Below are 18,695 nucleotides of genomic sequence, written 5' to 3' on the forward strand. Positions count from 1 at the left end.
TGCCTCTTAAAACTATTCCTTTTCTTCCACTTCTGGCTGCATATAGCTGTCGATCAGCTTTTGTTTCAGCCCCCATACCTTTTCACTGAGATTTATACGGTAAATTTCCGGGTTCATTTTCCGCAAATATTCTGGCCAGAACAGTTGCAACTGGGAAGTATGGTATGCACGAATTTCATCCAGCCCGGGAAGTTCATACACTTTCTGCCCATTTACGAAAATAGGCTCCAGCATCGGAACTGACTCGTAATTTTCCACATATTTCTTCATGTACGGATGCAACGGATTAAAGAGTTTCAGCCGCTTTCCATTGCGCGGACGATCTTCATCCGGAAAAGAAATATAATCGGCGACAGCTCTCCCTTTCTTCTTATCTATAATACGATATACATCCTTCTTGCCCGGTGTGGATACCTTTTCCGGATTGCCGGAAATTTTAATCGTCGGCAGCATTTCGCCTTCTACTTCCCGCTCGACCAGCTTGTACACCCCGCCCAGTGAAGGTTGATCCGAAGCTGTAATGAGCTGTGTTCCCACACCCCATACATCAATACGCGCGCCTTGGGCCTTTAAGTTGAAAATCGTGTTTTCATCCAAATCATTGGAGGCTACAATTTGTACATAATCCAAGCCTTCAGCATCCAGCATTTCCCGTGCCTGAATGGACAAATAGGCTAAGTCACCACTGTCCAGACGGATTGCATTCATGCGTTTGCCCTGACTCTCCAGCATCTTCGCTGTCCGAATCGCATGAGGAACGCCGCTCTCCAGCGTATTAAAGGTGTCCACCAGCAGTGTGACCTGATCCGGTAAAACCTTCGCATACACGTCAAAAGCCTCCTGCTCGCTCATAAAGGTCTGCACCCAGGAATGAGCATGCGTTCCCTTCGTCGGAATACCAAAGTGCTCACCTGCCAGCATATTAGATGTTGCATCAAAACCCGCTACATAAGCTGCCCGTGCTCCCCAAATCGCCGCATCTGCTTCCTGCGCCCGCCGTGTGCCAAATTCCAGCAGCGTATCGCCGCTTGCCACCTGCTTGATGCGCGACGCCTTCGTCGCAATCAGCGTCTGGTAGTTCATAAAATTCAACAACGCTGTCTCGACCAGTTGTGTTTCCATAATCGTTCCTTCAACGCGTATCAGAGGCTCATTCGGGAAAACAAGCGCCCCTTCTCTCATCGAATGAACGGTTCCGCCAAACCTAAACTGGCGCAATGCCTCCAGAAACATGGGATCATACCTCTCCTCCTGCTCTGAAAGGTAACGGATATCCTCTTCTGTAAAACGCAGGTTTGCAATGTAATTCACAATGCGTTCCAGACCTGCGAACACCGCATATCCGTTGCCAAAGGGCAGCTTGCGGAAATATGCCTCAAACACAGCTTTGCGCTGGTGGCTTCCGTTCACCCAATGGGCGTACATCATATTAATCTGATATTTATCTGTATGTAATGCGAGGCTCGTTGACTGCATCGTAATCATCCTCTCTGACTGTCCCCGGTTTTGCAGCGGCGTACCGCCTCGTCCATCCGGATTCAGCAACATCCGACTCCATTTTGTTATCGGATATTGGTGCACAATCGCAAAGTTATTTACTTCTTCTGGCGTAAAATCGTATCCTCAGCCGACCATACATCGGCTCCCAGACTGCCCTGAAAATGACCCAAAGCCCAATCATGTCCGGCCTGATTAAAGCTCGCCACAGCGTCCTTGTATACCGTAATCGCAAAACCTTTGTTATAAGCGTCTACAGCCGTATGCAGTACACAGATATCCGTGCACACACCGATCAAATGAACTTCCGTAATACCACGTTCACGCAATCTGAGTTCCAGATCCGTGCCAGCGAACGCGCTGTATCGTGTTTTATCCATCCAATAGATGGAATCACTCTGTTTCTCATAGAGGTTATAGAGCATGCCATACAAATCTCGTCCCTCGGTTCCACGAATATTATGAGGAGGAAACAACTTGCTCTCCGGGTGATAAAGATCATTCTCCTCATGCAAATCCGCTGCCATAACGACAAAATCCCCTTCATCCACATACACCTGCGTAATAGCTGCCATCCGTTCATCCAGCCCAATTGCCGGTTGTCCAACAGGCAGACTGCCGTCCACAAAATCATTCGTGTAATCAATAACGATTAATGCCCTCATCGTACAGTCAGCTCCTTCATCCTCAAATTGGGGATTGTGCGCTCTTTACGTGACCTACTGCAATACATTAGGTGTAGATAGACAAGCGCGGCACTCTGTCACTAAAACGATAAAGCTGTGCAGGTCTCTGTGAGTACTGATTGGAGCTGAGCGGTTTGCCGTTCTCATCCCGTACCTCTTCCAGTATTCCCTGTCTGCTGCGAGTCGATGTTATTTTGCGAATAAAGTTCGGCTCTTCGAAATCCGGTACGACACTTTGAATGACCTGATACAGCTCGCCCAATGTAAAATGCAGAGGCAAAAACTGCTTAGCTATCGTCGTCTGGAGCATTTGCAACTGAATCTTCCGATAAGCATCCACAATAATGTCGCGGTGGTCAAATGCCAGCTCCAATTCCTCCAGCGCTTCACGGATCGTGAACATCCCGACCTCGGAAGCATCATCCGCCGCTTGCCGTTGCTCTAACATCCATTCCTCTACCAGAGCAAAAAACGCATGCGATATAATCCACCCGCGCGGATCACGCCCAGGTCCACTATACACACCTAGATACTCCAGATGCCCGCCATCCACGCCGGTTTCCTCTAACAGCTCGCGCTTGGCGGCTCCGTACATAGATTCATCTTCCTGACAAAAGCCCCCGGGCAAGGCCCAGCGTCCGGCAAACGGCCATCTGCGGCGCTTGATAAGCATTACTTTCAGCTCACGGATTGGCAACGTCTTCGTCACCGTCTTGCGCTCCCGCTTGGTCAAGGTGAACATGACGATATCTGCCGGAGCACCATCCGGGGTCCGATATTTCTTAATGTTATACGACGCCTTCTGCGCCTCTTCATTTATACGTTCGTTATCCATTGGCATCACCATGTTATATCGTTTTGATAAATTCATTATGACATAATAAAAACTTTTGTCAAGCGTCAAGCATTACCCAATTGACCTGGTTGTTTACGCAATACCCAGAATGTCGCCGTAGCCATGCAGCCGAGCGTTCCTTCACTATCCTTCACTTCCGCCTCAGTCGTTATGGTACGCCCTCCTTGATGGAGAATTCTTGCCTTAACCTCCAATCGCCCTTGTTTCATCGCTGACAAAAAATGAACGTTCAGATTTGTCGTCACGCACATTTCCATATTGCGTGAGACCATGCTAACCATCCCCATGGCCTGATCCATCAATGAAGTGAGTACGCCTCCATGAACAATACCCACTACGTTAGTATGCTGGGGCCCAGCCTGTAAAGCGATATGTACCTCATTTGCATCAGCTTCGATCAATTCACAGCCCAAATAATTCCAAAATGTGTTTACTTCATCTTCTAACAAACTACGTAAGTTATCCATTTTCTTGTTTTCATCCTTTCTATGATGCCTCACATTTCCTCTTGAGGTCTAGTACGGTACATGATAACAAGTTGCTCCTGAAAAAAAGGCGTGGAAGCTGAGCTTCCACACCATACATCATTCTAGTCACTGCAATTAGAGGAGGAAGTACTTTTTCCCTCTTCTACATTCACCTTTTCGGCAACCGTATCACGAATTGCCATAATAACCATTTGTAGCAGCTCATTAATTTCTACCTGGCTTTGCTGAAACTCCGTTACAATCGGAATGCCGTCAAGCTTTTCCTGAAGCTCCTGAAGCTCGGCCTCTATTTTGGCAATCATGGTTTGATTCTTCAAGGATTCGAAGGCCACAATTTCCTTTTGCTTTTTCTTCATCGCTGTAATCAGATGCTGGATGTGCTGATGATCACGGATTTTATCTTCTGCTTTCCGAAATACCTGCACTTCCTCACTGTTACCTAAAATACCCGCCAACTCTTGGGCTTTCGCCAATATCATATCGCGATTGACCAAATGATCATGTTGGCGCTCCGCCGGTTGAAGCTCTGACTGTTGCAACCGCTCCTCTGTCACTGTTCATAGCTCCTTCTCTCACTTATACGGTCGTACACACAACTCATATTTGATCCACATGCTAACCTTGCTACGCTATTTTGTTAATCGTTAACCGCCACGGCAGTTTGAACCAAATCACCCTGAATGTAAAAGGTCATAGGCTCCGTAATTTTCACCTGCACAAAGGTACCGATCAGATCCTTGGAACCTTCAAAATGCACCAGCTTATTGGAACGGGTCCGGCCAGCAAGCACCTCGCTGTTATTTTTGCTCTCGCCTTCCACCAACACCTCAACGACCTCGCCACGCAGTCTACCGTTAAAGCGGAGGCTGTTTTCGTTCACCACATTGTTTAGACGCTGGAGACGCTCTTTTTTGACCGACATAGGCACATTGTCTTCCATGGACGCCGCCGGTGTACCTTCACGTGGCGAATAAATAAAGGTGTAGGCAAAGTCGTAACCAACCTCGCGCACGAGAGAAATGGTATCTTCAAACTGTTCGTCCGTTTCGCCCGGAAAACCTACAATAATATCCGTTGTCAGCGAAACATGCGGAACAGCCGCTTTGATCTTCGCTGCCAGCTCCAGAACGCGCTCACGTGTATATTTTCGGTTCATTTTCTTCAATATATCCGTATTACCGGATTGAACAGGCAGATGGATATGCTCCACCAAATTGCCGCCCTTACCGAGCACTTCAACCAAATGGTCATCAAAATCACGCGGATGTGATGTTGTAAAACGTACACGCGGGATATTAATCTTACGCATATCGTCCATCAGATCCCCGAATCTGTAATTCATATCCTTTAAGTCCTTGCCATAGGCGTTGACATTCTGACCCAGCAAAGTAATTTCCTTAAAGCCCTGACGTGCCAAATCCCGTACCTCAGCAATGACATCCTCGGGACGACGACTTCTTTCCTTACCGCGTGTGAACGGAACAATACAGTAGGTGCAAAATTTATCACAGCCGTACATAATGTTCACCCAAGCCCGCATACCCTCACGCTTCTTCGGCAGGTTCTCGATAATGTCGCCTTCCTTGGACCACACCTCGACCACCATTTCTTTGCTAAAGAGTGCTTCCTTGACGAGCTGCGGCAGACGATGGATATTATGGGTACCAAAAATCATGTCGACAAAACTGTGCTTTTGCAAAATCCGGTTGACGACACTCTCTTCCTGTGACATGCAACCACATACGCCGAGCAGCATACCCGGCTTCTCTGTTTTGAGATGCTTGAGGTGACCCAGCTCACCAAATACTTTGTCCTCCGCATTTTCACGGATCGCACACGTATTCAGCAAGATGATGTCCGCTTCCTTACGATCTTCTGTCGCCTGATAACCCATTTGCTCCAGTAATCCTTTAATCGTTTCCGAATCATGCTCGTTCATCTGGCAACCGAATGTGTACACGATGTAATGCTTTCCCTCGCCGATATGCTTAAGTTCATCCGGTACTGCATTATCATACAATACCTGTACGTCCTCTTTACCGCGTTGCTTTTCTTTTCTATGATTCGGCTCCGCCATAATATTGATTTCACGTCCGCGAATGCGGATCTTCTTGCTATGCTCATCCTGAGAAATGATCTTCGCATCCGAGAAATCAAAATATTTGGAGTAATCTTTCGTTTCCTTGGCCATTCCTTTGGTCACTCCTTACACCATCTATTTCACGCCAATTACGCTTTTACCGTATCTTTACATATGGGTACATCTCTTTTTAGCCTGTGAAAACTCCTTTGAAAAAGGCATTACACTAAATTATAGCATGATTTATAAGCCATCGCCATATATCCCCGCGAACGCGAAATGGGCACGCTGTAAATTTAATATCCATATTTCTATAGGTAAAATTTTTGAGAATCCTTAGTATGTAAAAAAGCCCGACTCTTTAGCAAGAATCGAACCCTTAGCCTTTCGGCATTATATACGTATATTAGTCTACGATTTCAGCGTTGTCACCGTTTTTCACACCGGCTCCGTTCGCTTCATCTGTATCAATATGCATATCCAAAGCAAAAGAATCGGACACACGCGCAAGAACATTTTCAAATACAAGACCACGTTCGCCGCCGACACGTACTTTCAGCAACTGCTTATCCTTAATGTCCCATTTTGCTGCATCAGATGTATGGAAATGAATGTGACGGGCAGCTACGATTACACCCTCTTGCAGTTCCACTTCTCCGGCTGGTCCTTTTACTGTGATTCCTGGTGTACCGTCAATGCTGCCAGATTCGCGTACAGGCGCTTTTACGCCGATAGCAAAGGAATCTGTGCAAGAGATTTCAAGCTGGGAAGCTGGACGAGCTGGTCCCAAAATACGAACCTTTTCAAATTGTCCCTTAGAACCAATTACAGCTACCGTTTCATTTGCGGCAAATTGTCCTGGTTGAGACAAAGGTTTAAATTCAGTCAGTTGATATCCTGCTCCGAACAAAATTTCAATATGCTCTTGAGTCAGGTGAATATGGCGTGCGGAAACGCCGACAGGTACGATTTTACTCATCGTAGGTCACTCCTTTTTCTCTATACAATACTTTGCACAACTTTGCACATCTATACTATTATACTCCTACTTTGCCAAGAAAGAAAAGGAAAGCGAGACAAAGTTCCGTTTTTCGCCCTAATTAGCCTTAATCGTGAACCGTCATTTTAGCGAACAGGATAAAGAACAGCATGATTTCAGCTACGATGAGATGAAAGGGAACGACAATAAATACGTTAAGGATAAACAAGACACAGAGGACTCCAGTTAAAAAAAGAATGACTCTGAGGCTTGGTTTAGGATGATTTAATCTATACCGATGAAATACTAGCAGAACCGACAAAAAGTAAATAAGAACTGAAGCAAAAGTAAAACAAACTATAAAGATATAGTCTACTTTTCCCAAAAACAAGAGCTGTATCGAAGCAGCTAGCATGCTAAGTGAAAGATAAATAAACAAATGGCCGTAAATGATAGTCTGTCCTGCTGTTTGTTTTGATTTATCTGCGTGCTTCTCCATATTCTCAAAGTATTGCCACCAGATTGCGATGACTAATACAAAAGCCAAGGCAGCAAATACAACGGAAGAGACCGTAAAATGATCGGATTGTAAAACAGAAAGCATACTGATCACTGATTCGCCAAGCAGAATTAAGGTGAACTGTGCAAAGCGCTCTAAAAGATGCTCCGTATGGATTGGTGTAATCACCAATTTTTTACGACCAATCAAGGGAACGAGGATATCAACAGCAATACCGGTATATAAAATCAAATACCGAACCCAAGAGTCAAAGAAGAAGGAGAAACTAGAGATGACTATTCCGATCCAAAAATAGGTTCCGAAAAAACGAGCTGTTTCCTGTTTATGAGCCGTTTCTTTGGGTGCTGAGAGTAAATATTGAACGACAGTCAAACCTCTTAAACCAATATAGCCCACAAAAAAAGATACATAATAGGCATCAAAATCTATATTAAGGCTGGCGGTCATAATTAACACGAAAAACAATTGCAGAATCATAAAGATTCGATGCGTCATACTGTCTTCACCAAAACGATTGTTGTAGACCGTTTGTCCTACCCAAGCCCACCATATCGGAATAAAAATCAAAACAAACTTCGCCAGATGCTCCAAAGAAATACTACCATGTTCAACATGTAGTAAAACAGGAGTGGCCTTGGAGACAGCGGCTACGAACAATAAGTCATAAAAGAGCTCAAGCCAGGTAACCTTTTTTATCAACATTATGTAATAGAGCTCCCCTCTGACATGGCTGTACAGCATGGTGACTCGTCAGGCTCGCCCCAAGGTATGTCATATTTCAGCAAGCGTTGTTTTAGCACCCTACCACTTTAGGATGCTCCAATTATTTCGTAATACATCTCGCTTTGTCAAGGGTGTGGGTAACCAAAAATAACTTCTATAAATAGCTATTTAAGAAGACATTTTGGAAGGCAGATTCGTTTGCAAATATTCCAGCGCATGTCCTTTCAGCCACCCCTTGACCAGTTCCTCAGGATAATGCTTCAGCAGCAGTTCCGCAAAACGTGGATATTTCCCTGAATGCTCCAGCCCCTGCACATGATGTTCGATACCGTCAAAATCAGATCCGAACATCAAATGCCGTTCGCCGCCTAGTGAACAAAGATGTTCAATGTGTGGCAACAAATCCTCAGCGGTCACCGTACCCTGCTCTTTGAGAAACATCGTGACGAAAGTCAAACCAATCCGTCCGTTACGCGCGATCAACGCACGAATCTGCTCATCCCGAAGATTACGTGGGTGAGGACATACCGCGAAGGCGTTGGAGTGTGAAGCAATCGGCGGTTGAGCTGCCTCCTCCAGCACCTCCCAGAAGCCTTGTACAGACAAATGAGATACATCTAGTAGCAAACCTAATTCATTACAGCGCTTGACCAACTCATGTCCCTTGCGAGTCAGTCCGCCACCCCTCTGCTCCATAATGCCGTCAGCCGCCCAATTTGCATAATTCCACGTCAGCCCGATCAATCGGATTCCCAAGGCATAGCACAGTTCAGCATTAAACGGATTCCCTTCCAGCGCGTCCACTCCCTCCAGCGATAGCAGAGCCCAGGGTGATCCTTGAAGTTGTTGCATTACATTACATTCCATATTTACCAATGTTGTATCCTTGCGTTCTTCCAAGTCTTCCTTCCACAATAGCGGCTTCAACCCGCCAGATGGGGATATTATATGCTGCCTGAACAGTTCAACCTGACGAATTACATGCTCAAATCTTGGCGTACCTAGCACCCGGGAAATATATATAGCGAATGTTTGCAAGTGCACACGGCCTTCTAACAAACGCTCTCTTGTAACATCAAGCGACGAATGATTGAAATCCACCTGCGGATTGAGCTGCATCTTACACAACACATCACAATGCAAATCGGCAACCGGCCATTTCGTGTGTAGCCTACTGTTCATGCATCCTACCTCCATTCATAGATTACAACATGATGAAGCTATCTTACAATCTATGTAATAACAGGCAACTTCCATGCAAAAAAGCCTGTTTACACCATCGCAAACAGGCTGAGGCAACTAGCATTTATTATCTTGGCTCTACAATCAGCTTGATTGCAGTCCGGTCTTCTCCGTCAATAACAATATCCGTAAAAGCAGGAATACAAATCAAATCCACTCCGCTTGGTGCGACAAATCCCCGGGCAATGGCTACAGCTTTAATGGCTTGATTCAGTGCACCTGCTCCAATCGCCTGCAATTCGGCATTTCCGCGTTCACGCAGTACCCCTGCGAGTGCGCCTGCAACTGAATTGGGATTGGATTTTGCTGATACTTTTAATACATCCATAGTAAATACCTCCCCTGGGAATGATGATGGTTTGATTCCACTATCTAAATGTTATTCGAGGGTCAGCAAAAAATTCCTGCTTTTTCGTGACAGTTTTCCTTATTCTTTCCTTAATCAGCTTCCAAAAACGTTAATCCATCCGCCATTCATCTTCTTTTAGTCTGATTTTCTGAATTTTACGGGCTTTTCCATCGTCATCATTCAGCTCTACACTGATGGCATGAAAGTGCCATTTCCCCATGTCCACTTGAAAGCGTACCGGAAGCTGGGTCTGAAATTTCTGTAGCACAGCCTCTTTCTGCATGCCGAGCACTCCCTCATAAGGGCCTACCATACCTGCATCCGTCTGATACGCTGTTCCCTGTGGCAAAATCGTATCGTCATTGCTCTGTACATGTGTGTGCGTCCCCACCACGATTGAAGCGCGACCATCCAGATGCCAACCCATAGCAATTTTCTCTGAGGTCGCCTCGGCGTGAAAATCGACCAAGATATGCTTATGCTTTTTGCGCAGTTCATCTACAATTTCATCAGCTGCGCGGAACGGACAATCAATGGCTGGTAAAAAAGTTCTGCCCTGCAAGTTAACAATCGCCAGCTCCTTGCCTCCACCTTTCACTACTGTATAGCCTCGTCCTGGTGTTCCCGGCGGAAAGTTGGCCGGACGTATAATACGTGGCTCATCATCTATAAAATCAAATATTTCCTTATTATCCCATGTATGATTCCCCATCGTAATACCATGAACGCCCCAATCAAAAAACTCCCGTGCGATCGCAGGGGTAATCCCTCTTCCCGAAGCTGCATTTTCTCCGTTAACGATAATAATGTGCGGGTTGTACTTTGATTTCAACGAAGGAAGATTCTCCCTCAATGCCTTTCTGCCTACGCTACCGACGATGTCTCCAATAAATAATACGTTGATAGAAAACCCTCCCTAGTATGCCTTACATAATGAAAAGTGGCCCTACAAACAGCGGCCACTTTTCGTTAAATTGCTTTTATTTTGCGTATTCTACCGCGCGAGTCTCACGAATGACGGTAACCTTGATATGTCCCGGATAATCCAGTTCATTCTCAATCGTTTTCGTTATATCGCGAGCCAATCGGAATGCTTCCGCATCATCAATTTTCTCTGGCTGCACCATAACGCGAACTTCGCGTCCTGCTTGAATGGCGTACGATTTTTCCACACCTTCAAAAGACTCGGAAATGCGTTCCAGCTTCTCAAGACGACGGATGTACGTCTCCAGTGTTTCACGTCGCGCTCCCGGTCTTGCTGCCGACAGGGCATCTGCTGCCCCAACCAGCATAGCAATCACTGAAGTCGCTTCGCAGTCGCCGTGATGTGAAGCAATACTGTTGAGGACGACCGGGTGTTCCTTGTACTTCTTCGCCAGTTCCACGCCAATTTCAACGTGTGATCCTTCCACTTCGTGATCCAGCGCCTTCCCGATGTCATGTAGCAACCCTGCCCGTCTTGCCAGTGTAACATCCTCGCCCAGTTCTCCGGCCATCAGACCTGCCAAGTATGCAACTTCCATCGAGTGCTTCAATACGTTCTGTCCGTAGCTTGTACGGAACTTGAGACGTCCCAGGATCTTGATTAAATCCGGATGCAGGCTATGCACACCCACCTCGAAGGTGGCCTGTTCGCCATACTCGCGGATTCGTTCATCCACTTCTTTACGGGATTTTTCCACCATTTCTTCAATACGAGCCGGATGTATCCGTCCGTCCGCTACGAGCTTCTCAAGCGCAGTACGCGCTATCTCTCTGCGAATCGGATCAAATCCAGACAAAATAACCGCTTCCGGCGTATCATCAATAATGAGGTCAATTCCCGTAAGGGTTTCAAGCGCACGGATATTACGGCCTTCACGTCCGATAATTCGGCCTTTCATTTCTTCGTTTGGCAACGTGACAACGGAAACCGTCGTTTCCGCCACATGGTCCGCTGCACAGCGTTGGATGGCCAGTGTGATGATTTCACGAGACTTTTTGTCCGCTTCTTCTTTGGCCTGTTGCTCAATTTCCTTAATCATCTGAGCGGTTTCATGGCGAACTTCCTGCTCTACGTTGGACAGAATAATACTTCTCGCATCTTCCGTCGTCAGATTGGAAATACGTTCCAGCTCAGTTACCTGACTCTTATAAATCGAATCAATCTGCTGCTGGGTTTCATCGATTCGTTTCTCTTTGTTGGCCACTTGTTCTTCTTTACGTTCCAGCGATTCCAATTTTTTATCCAGCGATTCTTCTTTTTGCAGCAGTCTTCGTTCCTGCCGTTGAATTTCATTCCGACGCTCACGAGTTTCCTTTTCAGCTTCGGCACGGATGCGATGGATTTCATCTTTCGCTTCCAATACCGTTTCCTTCTTCAGCGCTTCTGCCTCTTTTTTCGCGTTCTCCACGATTTGCGCGGCAGCTTCTTCCGCACTGGAGATTTTAGCTTCTGCAATAGATTTGCGAATAAAATAACCAATCCCGAACCCAAAGAATAACGCGGCTACAGCAACGAGAACGAACCAGATCGCAGTCATCATACTGTTCACCTCCCCGTTGATTCCTCCAAGGCATTCCTTGGGACTTTTTGCAATTGTCACATTAGCTTTGATCGTCAAACTAAGATAACGGCACGCGGCCGTTTCATTTCATATGCACATGCTTTCACACGTACAATTCCGCCTGGCATAGCGGCATCACTTGTTATTTGGCGATGAGAACGTACTCATGGGCTCCGCTTTTTTGGAAGGAAAAAGGGTGTTCCACAAGCATCGTTTCATATATATTTTATTATTTGACAAATAGCATTGTCAAGGGAATGCAAACTTTAGTAGATTACCATGTGGCTTTCCGTGCGATAACCAGCTCATCCTGTTCGCTTAGGCCAGTTAATGGATCCCCGGCTGTTTAACAACTATTCATCCCACAGCGATAATTCCCCGTCATCGGAAGCCCCGTCTTGCTCAGCCATCGTAAGATGATTAACTACGCGGCGTGTCATCCCCCCCGAATATCCGCGTCTCATGAGAAAGGGGTACGTTTTCCGTTTCTTCTCCATTATATCTCCACGTACCTGATTCCATTTCTTGCGTCCGACAATCAAAGCGCTCTCCCATTCCTCATGATCGCTGACCTCACCTAAAGCTTCCCCGATAGAGGCTTTAGAGATGCCCTTTTGACGCAGTTCCTGCCTTACCCACATCTTCCCCTTCCGCTGGCTCGTTATGCGCTGCCTTGCCCACTGACGGGCGTATAGATCGTCATCCACAAGTTGCTCCCGCTCCAGACGGTTCAACACTTCATCAATAACAGCTTGGCCCATTTCCTTTTGCGTCAAACGCTGCTCAATCTCCTGACGTGTACGCGGCTTTCGTTCCAAATAACGAAGCGCGTGCACGTATGCCTGTTGCTTTTCGTCCGCCAGAACGATTTCTTCCAGTTCCTTTTTGACGAAAGTCGTTCCTTTGAACATATTGTACTTGATCATTACATCTTCCAGTACGGACAATGAATACGGGCCAAAATGAATCGTGTATCTCCCGCGTTTCCTACCCTGCTCCTGTTCCACCCTCGTAACCATCAATTCCTCATGATCAGGAAAAAAGGAAATGCCTTGCTGCTCATTTTCCTTCGAAGTGTGTTCACCTTCATCTTCCAATTGCAATGTGCTTCCCTCACTTTGATATTCACGAAAGCAAGCTGAGAATGCCCGCCACGCAAAAGTAAAATGCAACTGACACGCAGGCCACATTCGATGCAAAAATGCCCTGCACAACTGTGCAGGGCATCAGAAACATGCTATTCAAACGGACACCCTCGCTCCAGTTCATAAACCAGGATTTAACTAAGCTTTATTCAAGCTCCAGCAATTCCTGTTCTTCCTTAGCTTGCTTTGCCAACTCTTCTTCTGTCGGCGGAGCTATTGTCGTGATAAGATTGCTGGCCACACGGATTTTTTGCTCGATCGTGCTAGCAATGTTCGGATTTTCCTTCAGAAATTGCTTCGCATTTTCACGTCCCTGGCCGAGTCGCTCACCTTCATAGGAATACCAGGCTCCGCTCTTGTCGACAATGTCGTACTCCGTACCAATGTCAATCAAGCTGCCTTCCTTGGAGATACCTTCGCCGTACATAATGTCCACTTCCGCCTGACGGAAAGGAGGTGCGACTTTATTCTTCACCACTTTAATACGTGTGCGGTTACCTACAACGTCATTACCGCTTTTCAAGCTTTCAATGCGGCGGACATCCAAACGAACTGTAGAATAAAATTTCAGAGCACGTCCACCTGGTGTAGTTTCAGGGTTACCGAACATAACACCTATTTTTTCGCGTAATTGGTTAATAAAGATAGCAATGGTATTCGATTTGTTAATGGCCCCGGACAGCTTACGCAATGCCTGCGACATTAAACGGGCTTGAAGACCAACATGGGAATCTCCCATCTCACCTTCAATCTCCGCTTTTGGCACAAGTGCCGCTACAGAGTCAACAACAACAATGTCTACGGCTCCACTACGTACAAGCGCTTCGGCAATCTCAAGTGCCTGCTCTCCTGTATCTGGCTGCGATAGCAACAACTCATCAATATTGACACCCAGCTTGCTGGCATACGACGGATCCAGCGCATGCTCGGCGTCGATAAAAGCGGCTTGGCCGCCTGTTTTTTGTACCTCTGCTATAGCGTGAAGAGCTACTGTTGTTTTACCAGATGATTCTGGTCCATATACTTCAATAATTCGACCTCTTGGGAAGCCGCCCGTTCCTAACGCAATATCCAAAGCAATCGAACCACTGGGTATTGTTTCCACTTGCATATGGGTGGACTCACCCAACTTCATAATGGAACCTTTACCGAATTGCTTTTCTATTTGACGGAGCGCCATATCCAGCGCAGCACGACGATCTGACAATAAACTCACATCCTTCATTGTTTGTACTTTAATAATACCTTGTTTTGACACGCTTGCCAAGCATTTTTTCGAACATACATTCGTTTTTTTTACTTGGGCAGTTCTCTTCTGTACTTCCATCTGTCTCTAAATCAAAAAAAGAACCGCAGGCAAAAAGGCTTTTGCAGCGGTTCTTCCGATGATATGACTATACCATTAATCATTTACCTAAAACAACTCTATGAAAACTCACATCGGATACAGCTCATTAAGAGAGCTTCTCGTTCTCCACCAGTCTACGCCACAATATGTACAGGATTGCTTTGACTGATCGCAGACGGATTGTTTCACGGTTTCCGCTCAGTCTCAGCTCATGTACTTCCGTTTTCTTGTCGCGCTCAGAAATACCAATGTATACTAAGCCAACTGGCTTCCGTTCGGAATATCCAGGTCCGGCTACGCCTGTAACTGAAAGTCCAAAATCACTGTCCATAACTATTCTTGCCTGCTCTGCAAGCACAAGGGCGACTTCCTTACTCACTGCGCCTGGCGCATGATCCCCTTCCAAATAATCATGAGGCACGTTGAGCAGTTTCATTTTCATTTCATTGGAATAACACACGATGCCGCCTTGAAACATAACAGCGCTGCCCGGTATGGAAGTGATGTGTTCCATCAGCATCCCACCTGTACAGCTTTCCGCCGCACTCACAGTGAATCCGCGTTTGGTCATTAGATCTACGATAACCTTCTCCAGCGTGACGTCCTCGCTCGCATACATGTATTCCGAAAGACGCTGCTGAATTTCTACTTCCGTAGCCGCCAGCTTGACCAGTGCCTCGCTCTCGCTGGCCGCCTTGGTGGATATACGGATCGTGACTTCCCCTTCCTTGGCGTAAGGAGCAATTGTGGGATCCGTCTGGGATTGGATCAGATCTAACAATCGGGTTTCAAGAGCTGACTCACCGATTCCTGCGAATTTTAGCATTTTCGAATAAATTGGCATTTCCTCACCGCTCAATACCTGCTGAAGCAACCAAGGTTTCGCCTGGTTTGCAAACATGGGTTTAAGTTCCTTAGGCGGTCCAGGCAAAACCAAATAAAATTTACCGTCCTGTGCAATTGCGTCGCCCACAGCTAACCCTGTCTCATTTTCAAGCGTAGTAGCCCCTTCAATAGAAAGCGCCTGCCGGCGGTTATTCTCGGTCATTTCTACCCCGCGATTACGGAAAAACTGTTCCAGCTTGTCCATTGCAAGTTGATCTATGTGCAATTTCCGCCCCAGTACAGCAGCTATCGCATCTTTCGTCAAATCATCCTGAGTCGGTCCCAGACCACCGGAGAACAAAATAATATCCGCACGCTTCTGAGCAAGTCGTACCGCTTCCTGAAGCCGATCCATGTTATCGCCAACAACCGTCTGAAAATATACATCAATCCCAATTGTAGCCAACTCTTGTGATAAATATTGAGCATTTGTATTCACTATTTGTCCAAGCAATAACTCTGTTCCTACTGCAATTATTTCAGCTTTCATTGATTTTCCCTCCCGTACTGCGAATGTTGTGAGAATTATGTAAAAAAACAGCAATAAGTTTAGTCCCTGTTGCTGTTTTCATAAAATTTATCCTGTTAAACTCTGGAGGAGCTCAGCAAATGGATATTCTTTACAAAGTAATCAATACCCGAATAAATGGTGATCAACACAGCCGCCCATATCGCTATTAAATCGAACGGAATACCCAGAAAAACAAACGGGAAATTATTAATGAGCAGCGCTATAATGGCAACAATCTGGATGACGGTCTTTATTTTGCCCCAGTTGCTCGCAGCGACCACAGAGCCATCCAGTAAAGCAATCTGACGCAGACCAGTGACCGCAAACTCACGGCTAACAATTATAACAACAATCCACGAATCAATCTTGCCCAATTCCACCAAAGAAACCAAAATAGCAGTTACCAAAAGCTTATCCGCAAGAGGGTCCAGCAATTTCCCCAAGTTGGTGACCATGTTATTTTTACGGGCCAAATATCCGTCAAGACCATCCGTGCTGGCGGCTACGAGGAAAATGATAGCCGCAATCAACTGATTATACGGTAGCTTGAAAGCTCCGATCTCAATCGGCGGCGGATAGAAATCAAAATCCACCAGCAAGGCCAGCATCATCACCGGGATGAGGCAAATCCGCGTTATTGTAATTCTGTTGGGTAAATTCACAACACACTCTCCCCTGATTATCGTACTTGATTAAAAATGGCAGTTTTCGGATTGAATTCAATCCTATGTAAATCGCTTTTGACTATCGCTATACACCTAATCGTCTGCATTTTCGTTACAAGTATAATATGGTGTAAAACGCATGTCAAAATAACCTGCCGCGCATCAAGCATCATCTTTTCTTACAATCTGCATGAGGGAAAACGGCTTTATTTCATATTCGTAAATTGAAGCTCCAATGGCAGATCAGCTTTGCGCAACAACTGAATGACCGCTTGCAAATCATCTTTGTTTTTTCCGGTCACGCGGATCTGATCACCTTGAATCTGACTTTTCACTTTCAGCTTAGAATCCCGGATAAGAATGTTAATTTTTTTGGCATTATCCTGATCAATCCCCTGCTTGAGTGCAAGACGCTGGCGTACTGAACCCAAAGAGGCTGGTTCCAGCTTACCGTACTCCACGTTTTTAAGGGATAAACCGCGCTTGGCCATTTTGGATTGCAAAATATCAATTACCGCGTTGAGCTTGTATTCGTCTTCCGATGCAATCGTTAGAGCTTCCTTTTCAAGCTTAAGGCTGCTTTTGCTCCCCTTAAAATCAAATCGTGTTTCAATTTCACGCTCCGTCTGATGAACCGCATTGGTCAATTCCTGCATATCCATTTTGGAGACGATATCAAATGAATTTTCTGAAGCCATCGTTTCACTTTCCTTTCCACAACAAAGTTCAATAACTAATTATAGGCTAGTCATTTACAAAAATCCAATAATCCGCTCACTAAAAAGGCGCTCTTGCCAGTTAAGCTGACAAAAACGCCTTTATTTCATTTCACGGTCAACATATCTAACTGTGGCTGCGGGTCGGATTTCGGAACATATCCAGAAGTCCCAGCACAATGTGAGCAAGACCAAAGCCCAGTATGCCATAGCCCCAAGCACTTGGGGTCAGATAATAGCCCAGTAGACTGACAATTATACCAAGCCCTGTCACAATCCAACTGACGGTCATAATGTATACACCTCACTTTGCGGAAAATGAAATGACTGGCTTCCCATGAATTACAGTCATTAGTATTTCCGCGTAATAGAGGGTTTATTCACCGCCTGTAGTCGAATCCGTAGTAGTACCATTCACCCCGGCAGTCGTTCCGGTCAAAGAAGCTTCTCCTTGCTGTATCAAAACACGAGTCGTCGATTTATTATCAGTTATCGGTTGGCCTGCTACGGAAATATCCGTGGCAGAAGAACGTCCTGATTTGATATACAAGCCTTCCGGACCGATGTCAAAGGACATAGCATCTCCGCTTTTGGTCATGCCATAGCTCAGCTTTTCACCACGTGAGTTTTGTCCCTTGTACACCTCAAGCCAGCTTTCTCCCGTTGCCTTAATATCGACCTTGACTGTAGCTCCGGTTGCACTGGAAACTTTGAAAATCGTCGTTTTGCCTTGCTTGCCATCCTGAGCCACGGTTACACCTTGTTGCGGCGTAGTGGTATTCGGTTGCTGGCTACTGTCAGGATTGGTCGTGGTCGTACCCGTTCCTGTACCTCCGGGTTGGGTTTGCCCCGTATCAGGAGTGGTTTGTCCGCCGCCACCATTTGGAGCAGCCGTCTGACCGTTAGTTTGCGTTGTCGTCTGACCGCTTCCTTGAGGAGGGGTTGTCGTCGTATTTTGCGACGGTGTCGTAGTTCCCTTATTGGTGCTGTCAGGAGTGGACGTACTTGGTATCGTAATCGGTGTTGTATTCTCGGCTGTTTTTGGAGCCGTATGGTTGTTACTCACCCAATAAGCATAAATAACCCCACCAATGAGAACCAGAAAAAGCCACATTAAAGCTGTCGGCAACCATTTGAGATTTCCAATCGTAGCTGAACGACTGGAGCGTTTCTGTGTCACAGGCTCCATGACAGCTTCCGGCTCCGGTTCAGGCACATTGCTTTTATGTCCTTCCAGAATCTCGTCAGGGTTTAAACCGACCGTTTCAGCGTACGTTTTAATAAAAGCTTTGACATAAAAGCTTCCCGGCAGCACTTTGTAATCGCCCGTCTCAATGGCTTCCAGATAACGTTTGCGTATCTTCGTCATTTCCTGAACATCGTCAAGGCTCAATCCTTTTTGCAGCCGGGCCTCCTTTAATTGCTGACCCAGTTCTGACATGTCATCATCTCCTTGTAT

Annotated in this window: 19 protein-coding genes; all 19 read right to left on the reverse strand. The window is 46.1% G+C overall.

Translation table 11 applies throughout. The features are described 5' to 3' along the window. Nucleotides 1–12: 12 nt before the first annotated feature. Complete coding sequence (locus ACWGOO_RS00265) at nucleotides 13–1,476, reverse strand: nicotinate phosphoribosyltransferase (protein ID WP_452481575.1); 1,464 nt, start codon at nucleotides 1,474–1,476, stop codon at nucleotides 13–15. Between the two features lie 119 nt (nucleotides 1,477–1,595). Further along, on the reverse strand, nucleotides 1,596–2,162 hold the full coding sequence (locus ACWGOO_RS00270; protein ID WP_452480494.1) for a cysteine hydrolase family protein: 567 nt from the start codon (nucleotides 2,160–2,162) through the stop codon (nucleotides 1,596–1,598). Nucleotides 2,163–2,229: 67 nt separating this feature from the next. After that, entirely contained in the window at nucleotides 2,230–3,018 is a 789-nt protein-coding gene (locus ACWGOO_RS00275; RefSeq protein WP_452480496.1) for an NUDIX domain-containing protein, read from the reverse strand. Between the two features lie 65 nt (nucleotides 3,019–3,083). Further along, nucleotides 3,084–3,506: a PaaI family thioesterase gene (locus tag ACWGOO_RS00280; protein ID WP_452480498.1), complete on the reverse strand. Its 423-nt coding sequence runs from the start codon at nucleotides 3,504–3,506 to the stop codon at nucleotides 3,084–3,086. A 122-nt stretch (nucleotides 3,507–3,628) separates the two neighbouring features. Then, nucleotides 3,629–4,081 carry a RicAFT regulatory complex protein RicA family protein gene (locus tag ACWGOO_RS00285; protein ID WP_452480500.1) on the reverse strand — a complete coding sequence of 151 codons (453 nt, stop codon included), beginning with the start codon at nucleotides 4,079–4,081 and terminating at the stop codon, nucleotides 3,629–3,631. A gap of 83 nt (nucleotides 4,082–4,164) precedes the next feature. After that, complete coding sequence (miaB, locus tag ACWGOO_RS00290) at nucleotides 4,165–5,718, reverse strand: tRNA (N6-isopentenyl adenosine(37)-C2)-methylthiotransferase MiaB (RefSeq protein WP_452480502.1); 1,554 nt, start codon at nucleotides 5,716–5,718, stop codon at nucleotides 4,165–4,167. A gap of 295 nt (nucleotides 5,719–6,013) precedes the next feature. Then, entirely contained in the window at nucleotides 6,014–6,586 is a 573-nt protein-coding gene (gene pduL / locus ACWGOO_RS00295) for a phosphate propanoyltransferase (RefSeq protein ID WP_452480504.1), read from the reverse strand. Between the two features lie 127 nt (nucleotides 6,587–6,713). Then, nucleotides 6,714–7,808: a low temperature requirement protein A gene (locus ACWGOO_RS00300; RefSeq protein ID WP_452480506.1), complete on the reverse strand. Its 1,095-nt coding sequence runs from the start codon at nucleotides 7,806–7,808 to the stop codon at nucleotides 6,714–6,716. A gap of 189 nt (nucleotides 7,809–7,997) precedes the next feature. Continuing rightward, the gene (locus tag ACWGOO_RS00305) at nucleotides 7,998–9,011 is read right to left on the reverse strand and encodes a dipeptidase (protein WP_452480508.1); all 1,014 of its coding nucleotides are present in this window, start codon (nucleotides 9,009–9,011) and stop codon (nucleotides 7,998–8,000) included. A 127-nt stretch (nucleotides 9,012–9,138) separates the two neighbouring features. Continuing rightward, entirely contained in the window at nucleotides 9,139–9,399 is a 261-nt protein-coding gene (locus ACWGOO_RS00310) for a stage V sporulation protein S (protein WP_007430104.1), read from the reverse strand. A 130-nt stretch (nucleotides 9,400–9,529) separates the two neighbouring features. Then, entirely contained in the window at nucleotides 9,530–10,324 is a 795-nt protein-coding gene (locus ACWGOO_RS00315) for a TIGR00282 family metallophosphoesterase (RefSeq protein WP_354451086.1), read from the reverse strand. A gap of 76 nt (nucleotides 10,325–10,400) precedes the next feature. After that, on the reverse strand, nucleotides 10,401–11,945 hold the full coding sequence (gene rny / locus ACWGOO_RS00320) for a ribonuclease Y (RefSeq protein ID WP_452480510.1): 1,545 nt from the start codon (nucleotides 11,943–11,945) through the stop codon (nucleotides 10,401–10,403). 374 nt (nucleotides 11,946–12,319) lie between these two features. Further along, complete coding sequence (locus tag ACWGOO_RS00325) at nucleotides 12,320–13,069, reverse strand: regulatory protein RecX (RefSeq protein ID WP_452480512.1); 750 nt, start codon at nucleotides 13,067–13,069, stop codon at nucleotides 12,320–12,322. A gap of 187 nt (nucleotides 13,070–13,256) precedes the next feature. Further along, complete coding sequence (recA, locus tag ACWGOO_RS00330; RefSeq protein WP_452481576.1) at nucleotides 13,257–14,318, reverse strand: recombinase RecA; 1,062 nt, start codon at nucleotides 14,316–14,318, stop codon at nucleotides 13,257–13,259. A 247-nt stretch (nucleotides 14,319–14,565) separates the two neighbouring features. Then, nucleotides 14,566–15,834, reverse strand: a complete 1,269-nt coding sequence (locus tag ACWGOO_RS00335) for a competence/damage-inducible protein A (RefSeq protein ID WP_452480514.1) — start codon at nucleotides 15,832–15,834, stop codon at nucleotides 14,566–14,568. A 95-nt stretch (nucleotides 15,835–15,929) separates the two neighbouring features. Then, complete coding sequence (gene pgsA, locus ACWGOO_RS00340) at nucleotides 15,930–16,517, reverse strand: CDP-diacylglycerol--glycerol-3-phosphate 3-phosphatidyltransferase (RefSeq protein ID WP_452480516.1); 588 nt, start codon at nucleotides 16,515–16,517, stop codon at nucleotides 15,930–15,932. 209 nt (nucleotides 16,518–16,726) lie between these two features. Then, nucleotides 16,727–17,218, reverse strand: a complete 492-nt coding sequence (locus ACWGOO_RS00345; RefSeq protein WP_014281148.1) for a YajQ family cyclic di-GMP-binding protein — start codon at nucleotides 17,216–17,218, stop codon at nucleotides 16,727–16,729. A gap of 145 nt (nucleotides 17,219–17,363) precedes the next feature. Then, nucleotides 17,364–17,528, reverse strand: coding sequence for a hypothetical protein (locus tag ACWGOO_RS00350; protein ID WP_162833917.1), 165 nt, complete (start codon nucleotides 17,526–17,528; stop codon nucleotides 17,364–17,366). A gap of 84 nt (nucleotides 17,529–17,612) precedes the next feature. Beyond that, complete coding sequence (locus ACWGOO_RS00355) at nucleotides 17,613–18,677, reverse strand: helix-turn-helix domain-containing protein (RefSeq protein ID WP_452480519.1); 1,065 nt, start codon at nucleotides 18,675–18,677, stop codon at nucleotides 17,613–17,615. Between the last annotated feature and the right edge of the window lie 18 nt (nucleotides 18,678–18,695).

It is taken from the genome of Paenibacillus sp. NPDC055715 (assembly GCF_053617595.1).

Excerpts from the sequence above, each read along its gene's own strand:
- ACWGOO_RS00265 (WP_452481575.1), bottom strand. The coding sequence starts at position 1,476 with ATGCAGTCAACGAGCCTCGCATTACATACAGATAAATATCAGATTAAT.
- ACWGOO_RS00270 (WP_452480494.1), bottom strand. The coding sequence starts at position 2,162 with ATGAGGGCATTAATCGTTATTGATTACACGAATGATTTTGTGGACGGC.
- ACWGOO_RS00275 (WP_452480496.1), bottom strand. The coding sequence starts at position 3,018 with ATGGATAACGAACGTATAAATGAAGAGGCGCAGAAGGCGTCGTATAAC.
- ACWGOO_RS00280 (WP_452480498.1), bottom strand. The coding sequence starts at position 3,506 with ATGGATAACTTACGTAGTTTGTTAGAAGATGAAGTAAACACATTTTGG.
- miaB (WP_452480502.1), bottom strand. The coding sequence starts at position 5,718 with ATGGCCAAGGAAACGAAAGATTACTCCAAATATTTTGATTTCTCGGAT.
- pduL (WP_452480504.1), bottom strand. The coding sequence starts at position 6,586 with ATGAGTAAAATCGTACCTGTCGGCGTTTCCGCACGCCATATTCACCTG.
- ACWGOO_RS00300 (WP_452480506.1), bottom strand. The coding sequence starts at position 7,808 with ATGTTGATAAAAAAGGTTACCTGGCTTGAGCTCTTTTATGACTTATTG.
- ACWGOO_RS00305 (WP_452480508.1), bottom strand. The coding sequence starts at position 9,011 with ATGAACAGTAGGCTACACACGAAATGGCCGGTTGCCGATTTGCATTGT.
- ACWGOO_RS00310 (WP_007430104.1), bottom strand. The coding sequence starts at position 9,399 with ATGGATGTATTAAAAGTATCAGCAAAATCCAATCCCAATTCAGTTGCA.
- rny (WP_452480510.1), bottom strand. The coding sequence starts at position 11,945 with ATGATGACTGCGATCTGGTTCGTTCTCGTTGCTGTAGCCGCGTTATTC.
- ACWGOO_RS00335 (WP_452480514.1), bottom strand. The coding sequence starts at position 15,834 with ATGAAAGCTGAAATAATTGCAGTAGGAACAGAGTTATTGCTTGGACAA.
- ACWGOO_RS00345 (WP_014281148.1), bottom strand. The coding sequence starts at position 17,218 with ATGGCTTCAGAAAATTCATTTGATATCGTCTCCAAAATGGATATGCAG.
- ACWGOO_RS00350 (WP_162833917.1), bottom strand. The coding sequence starts at position 17,528 with ATGACCGTCAGTTGGATTGTGACAGGGCTTGGTATAATTGTCAGTCTA.
- ACWGOO_RS00355 (WP_452480519.1), bottom strand. The coding sequence starts at position 18,677 with ATGTCAGAACTGGGTCAGCAATTAAAGGAGGCCCGGCTGCAAAAAGGA.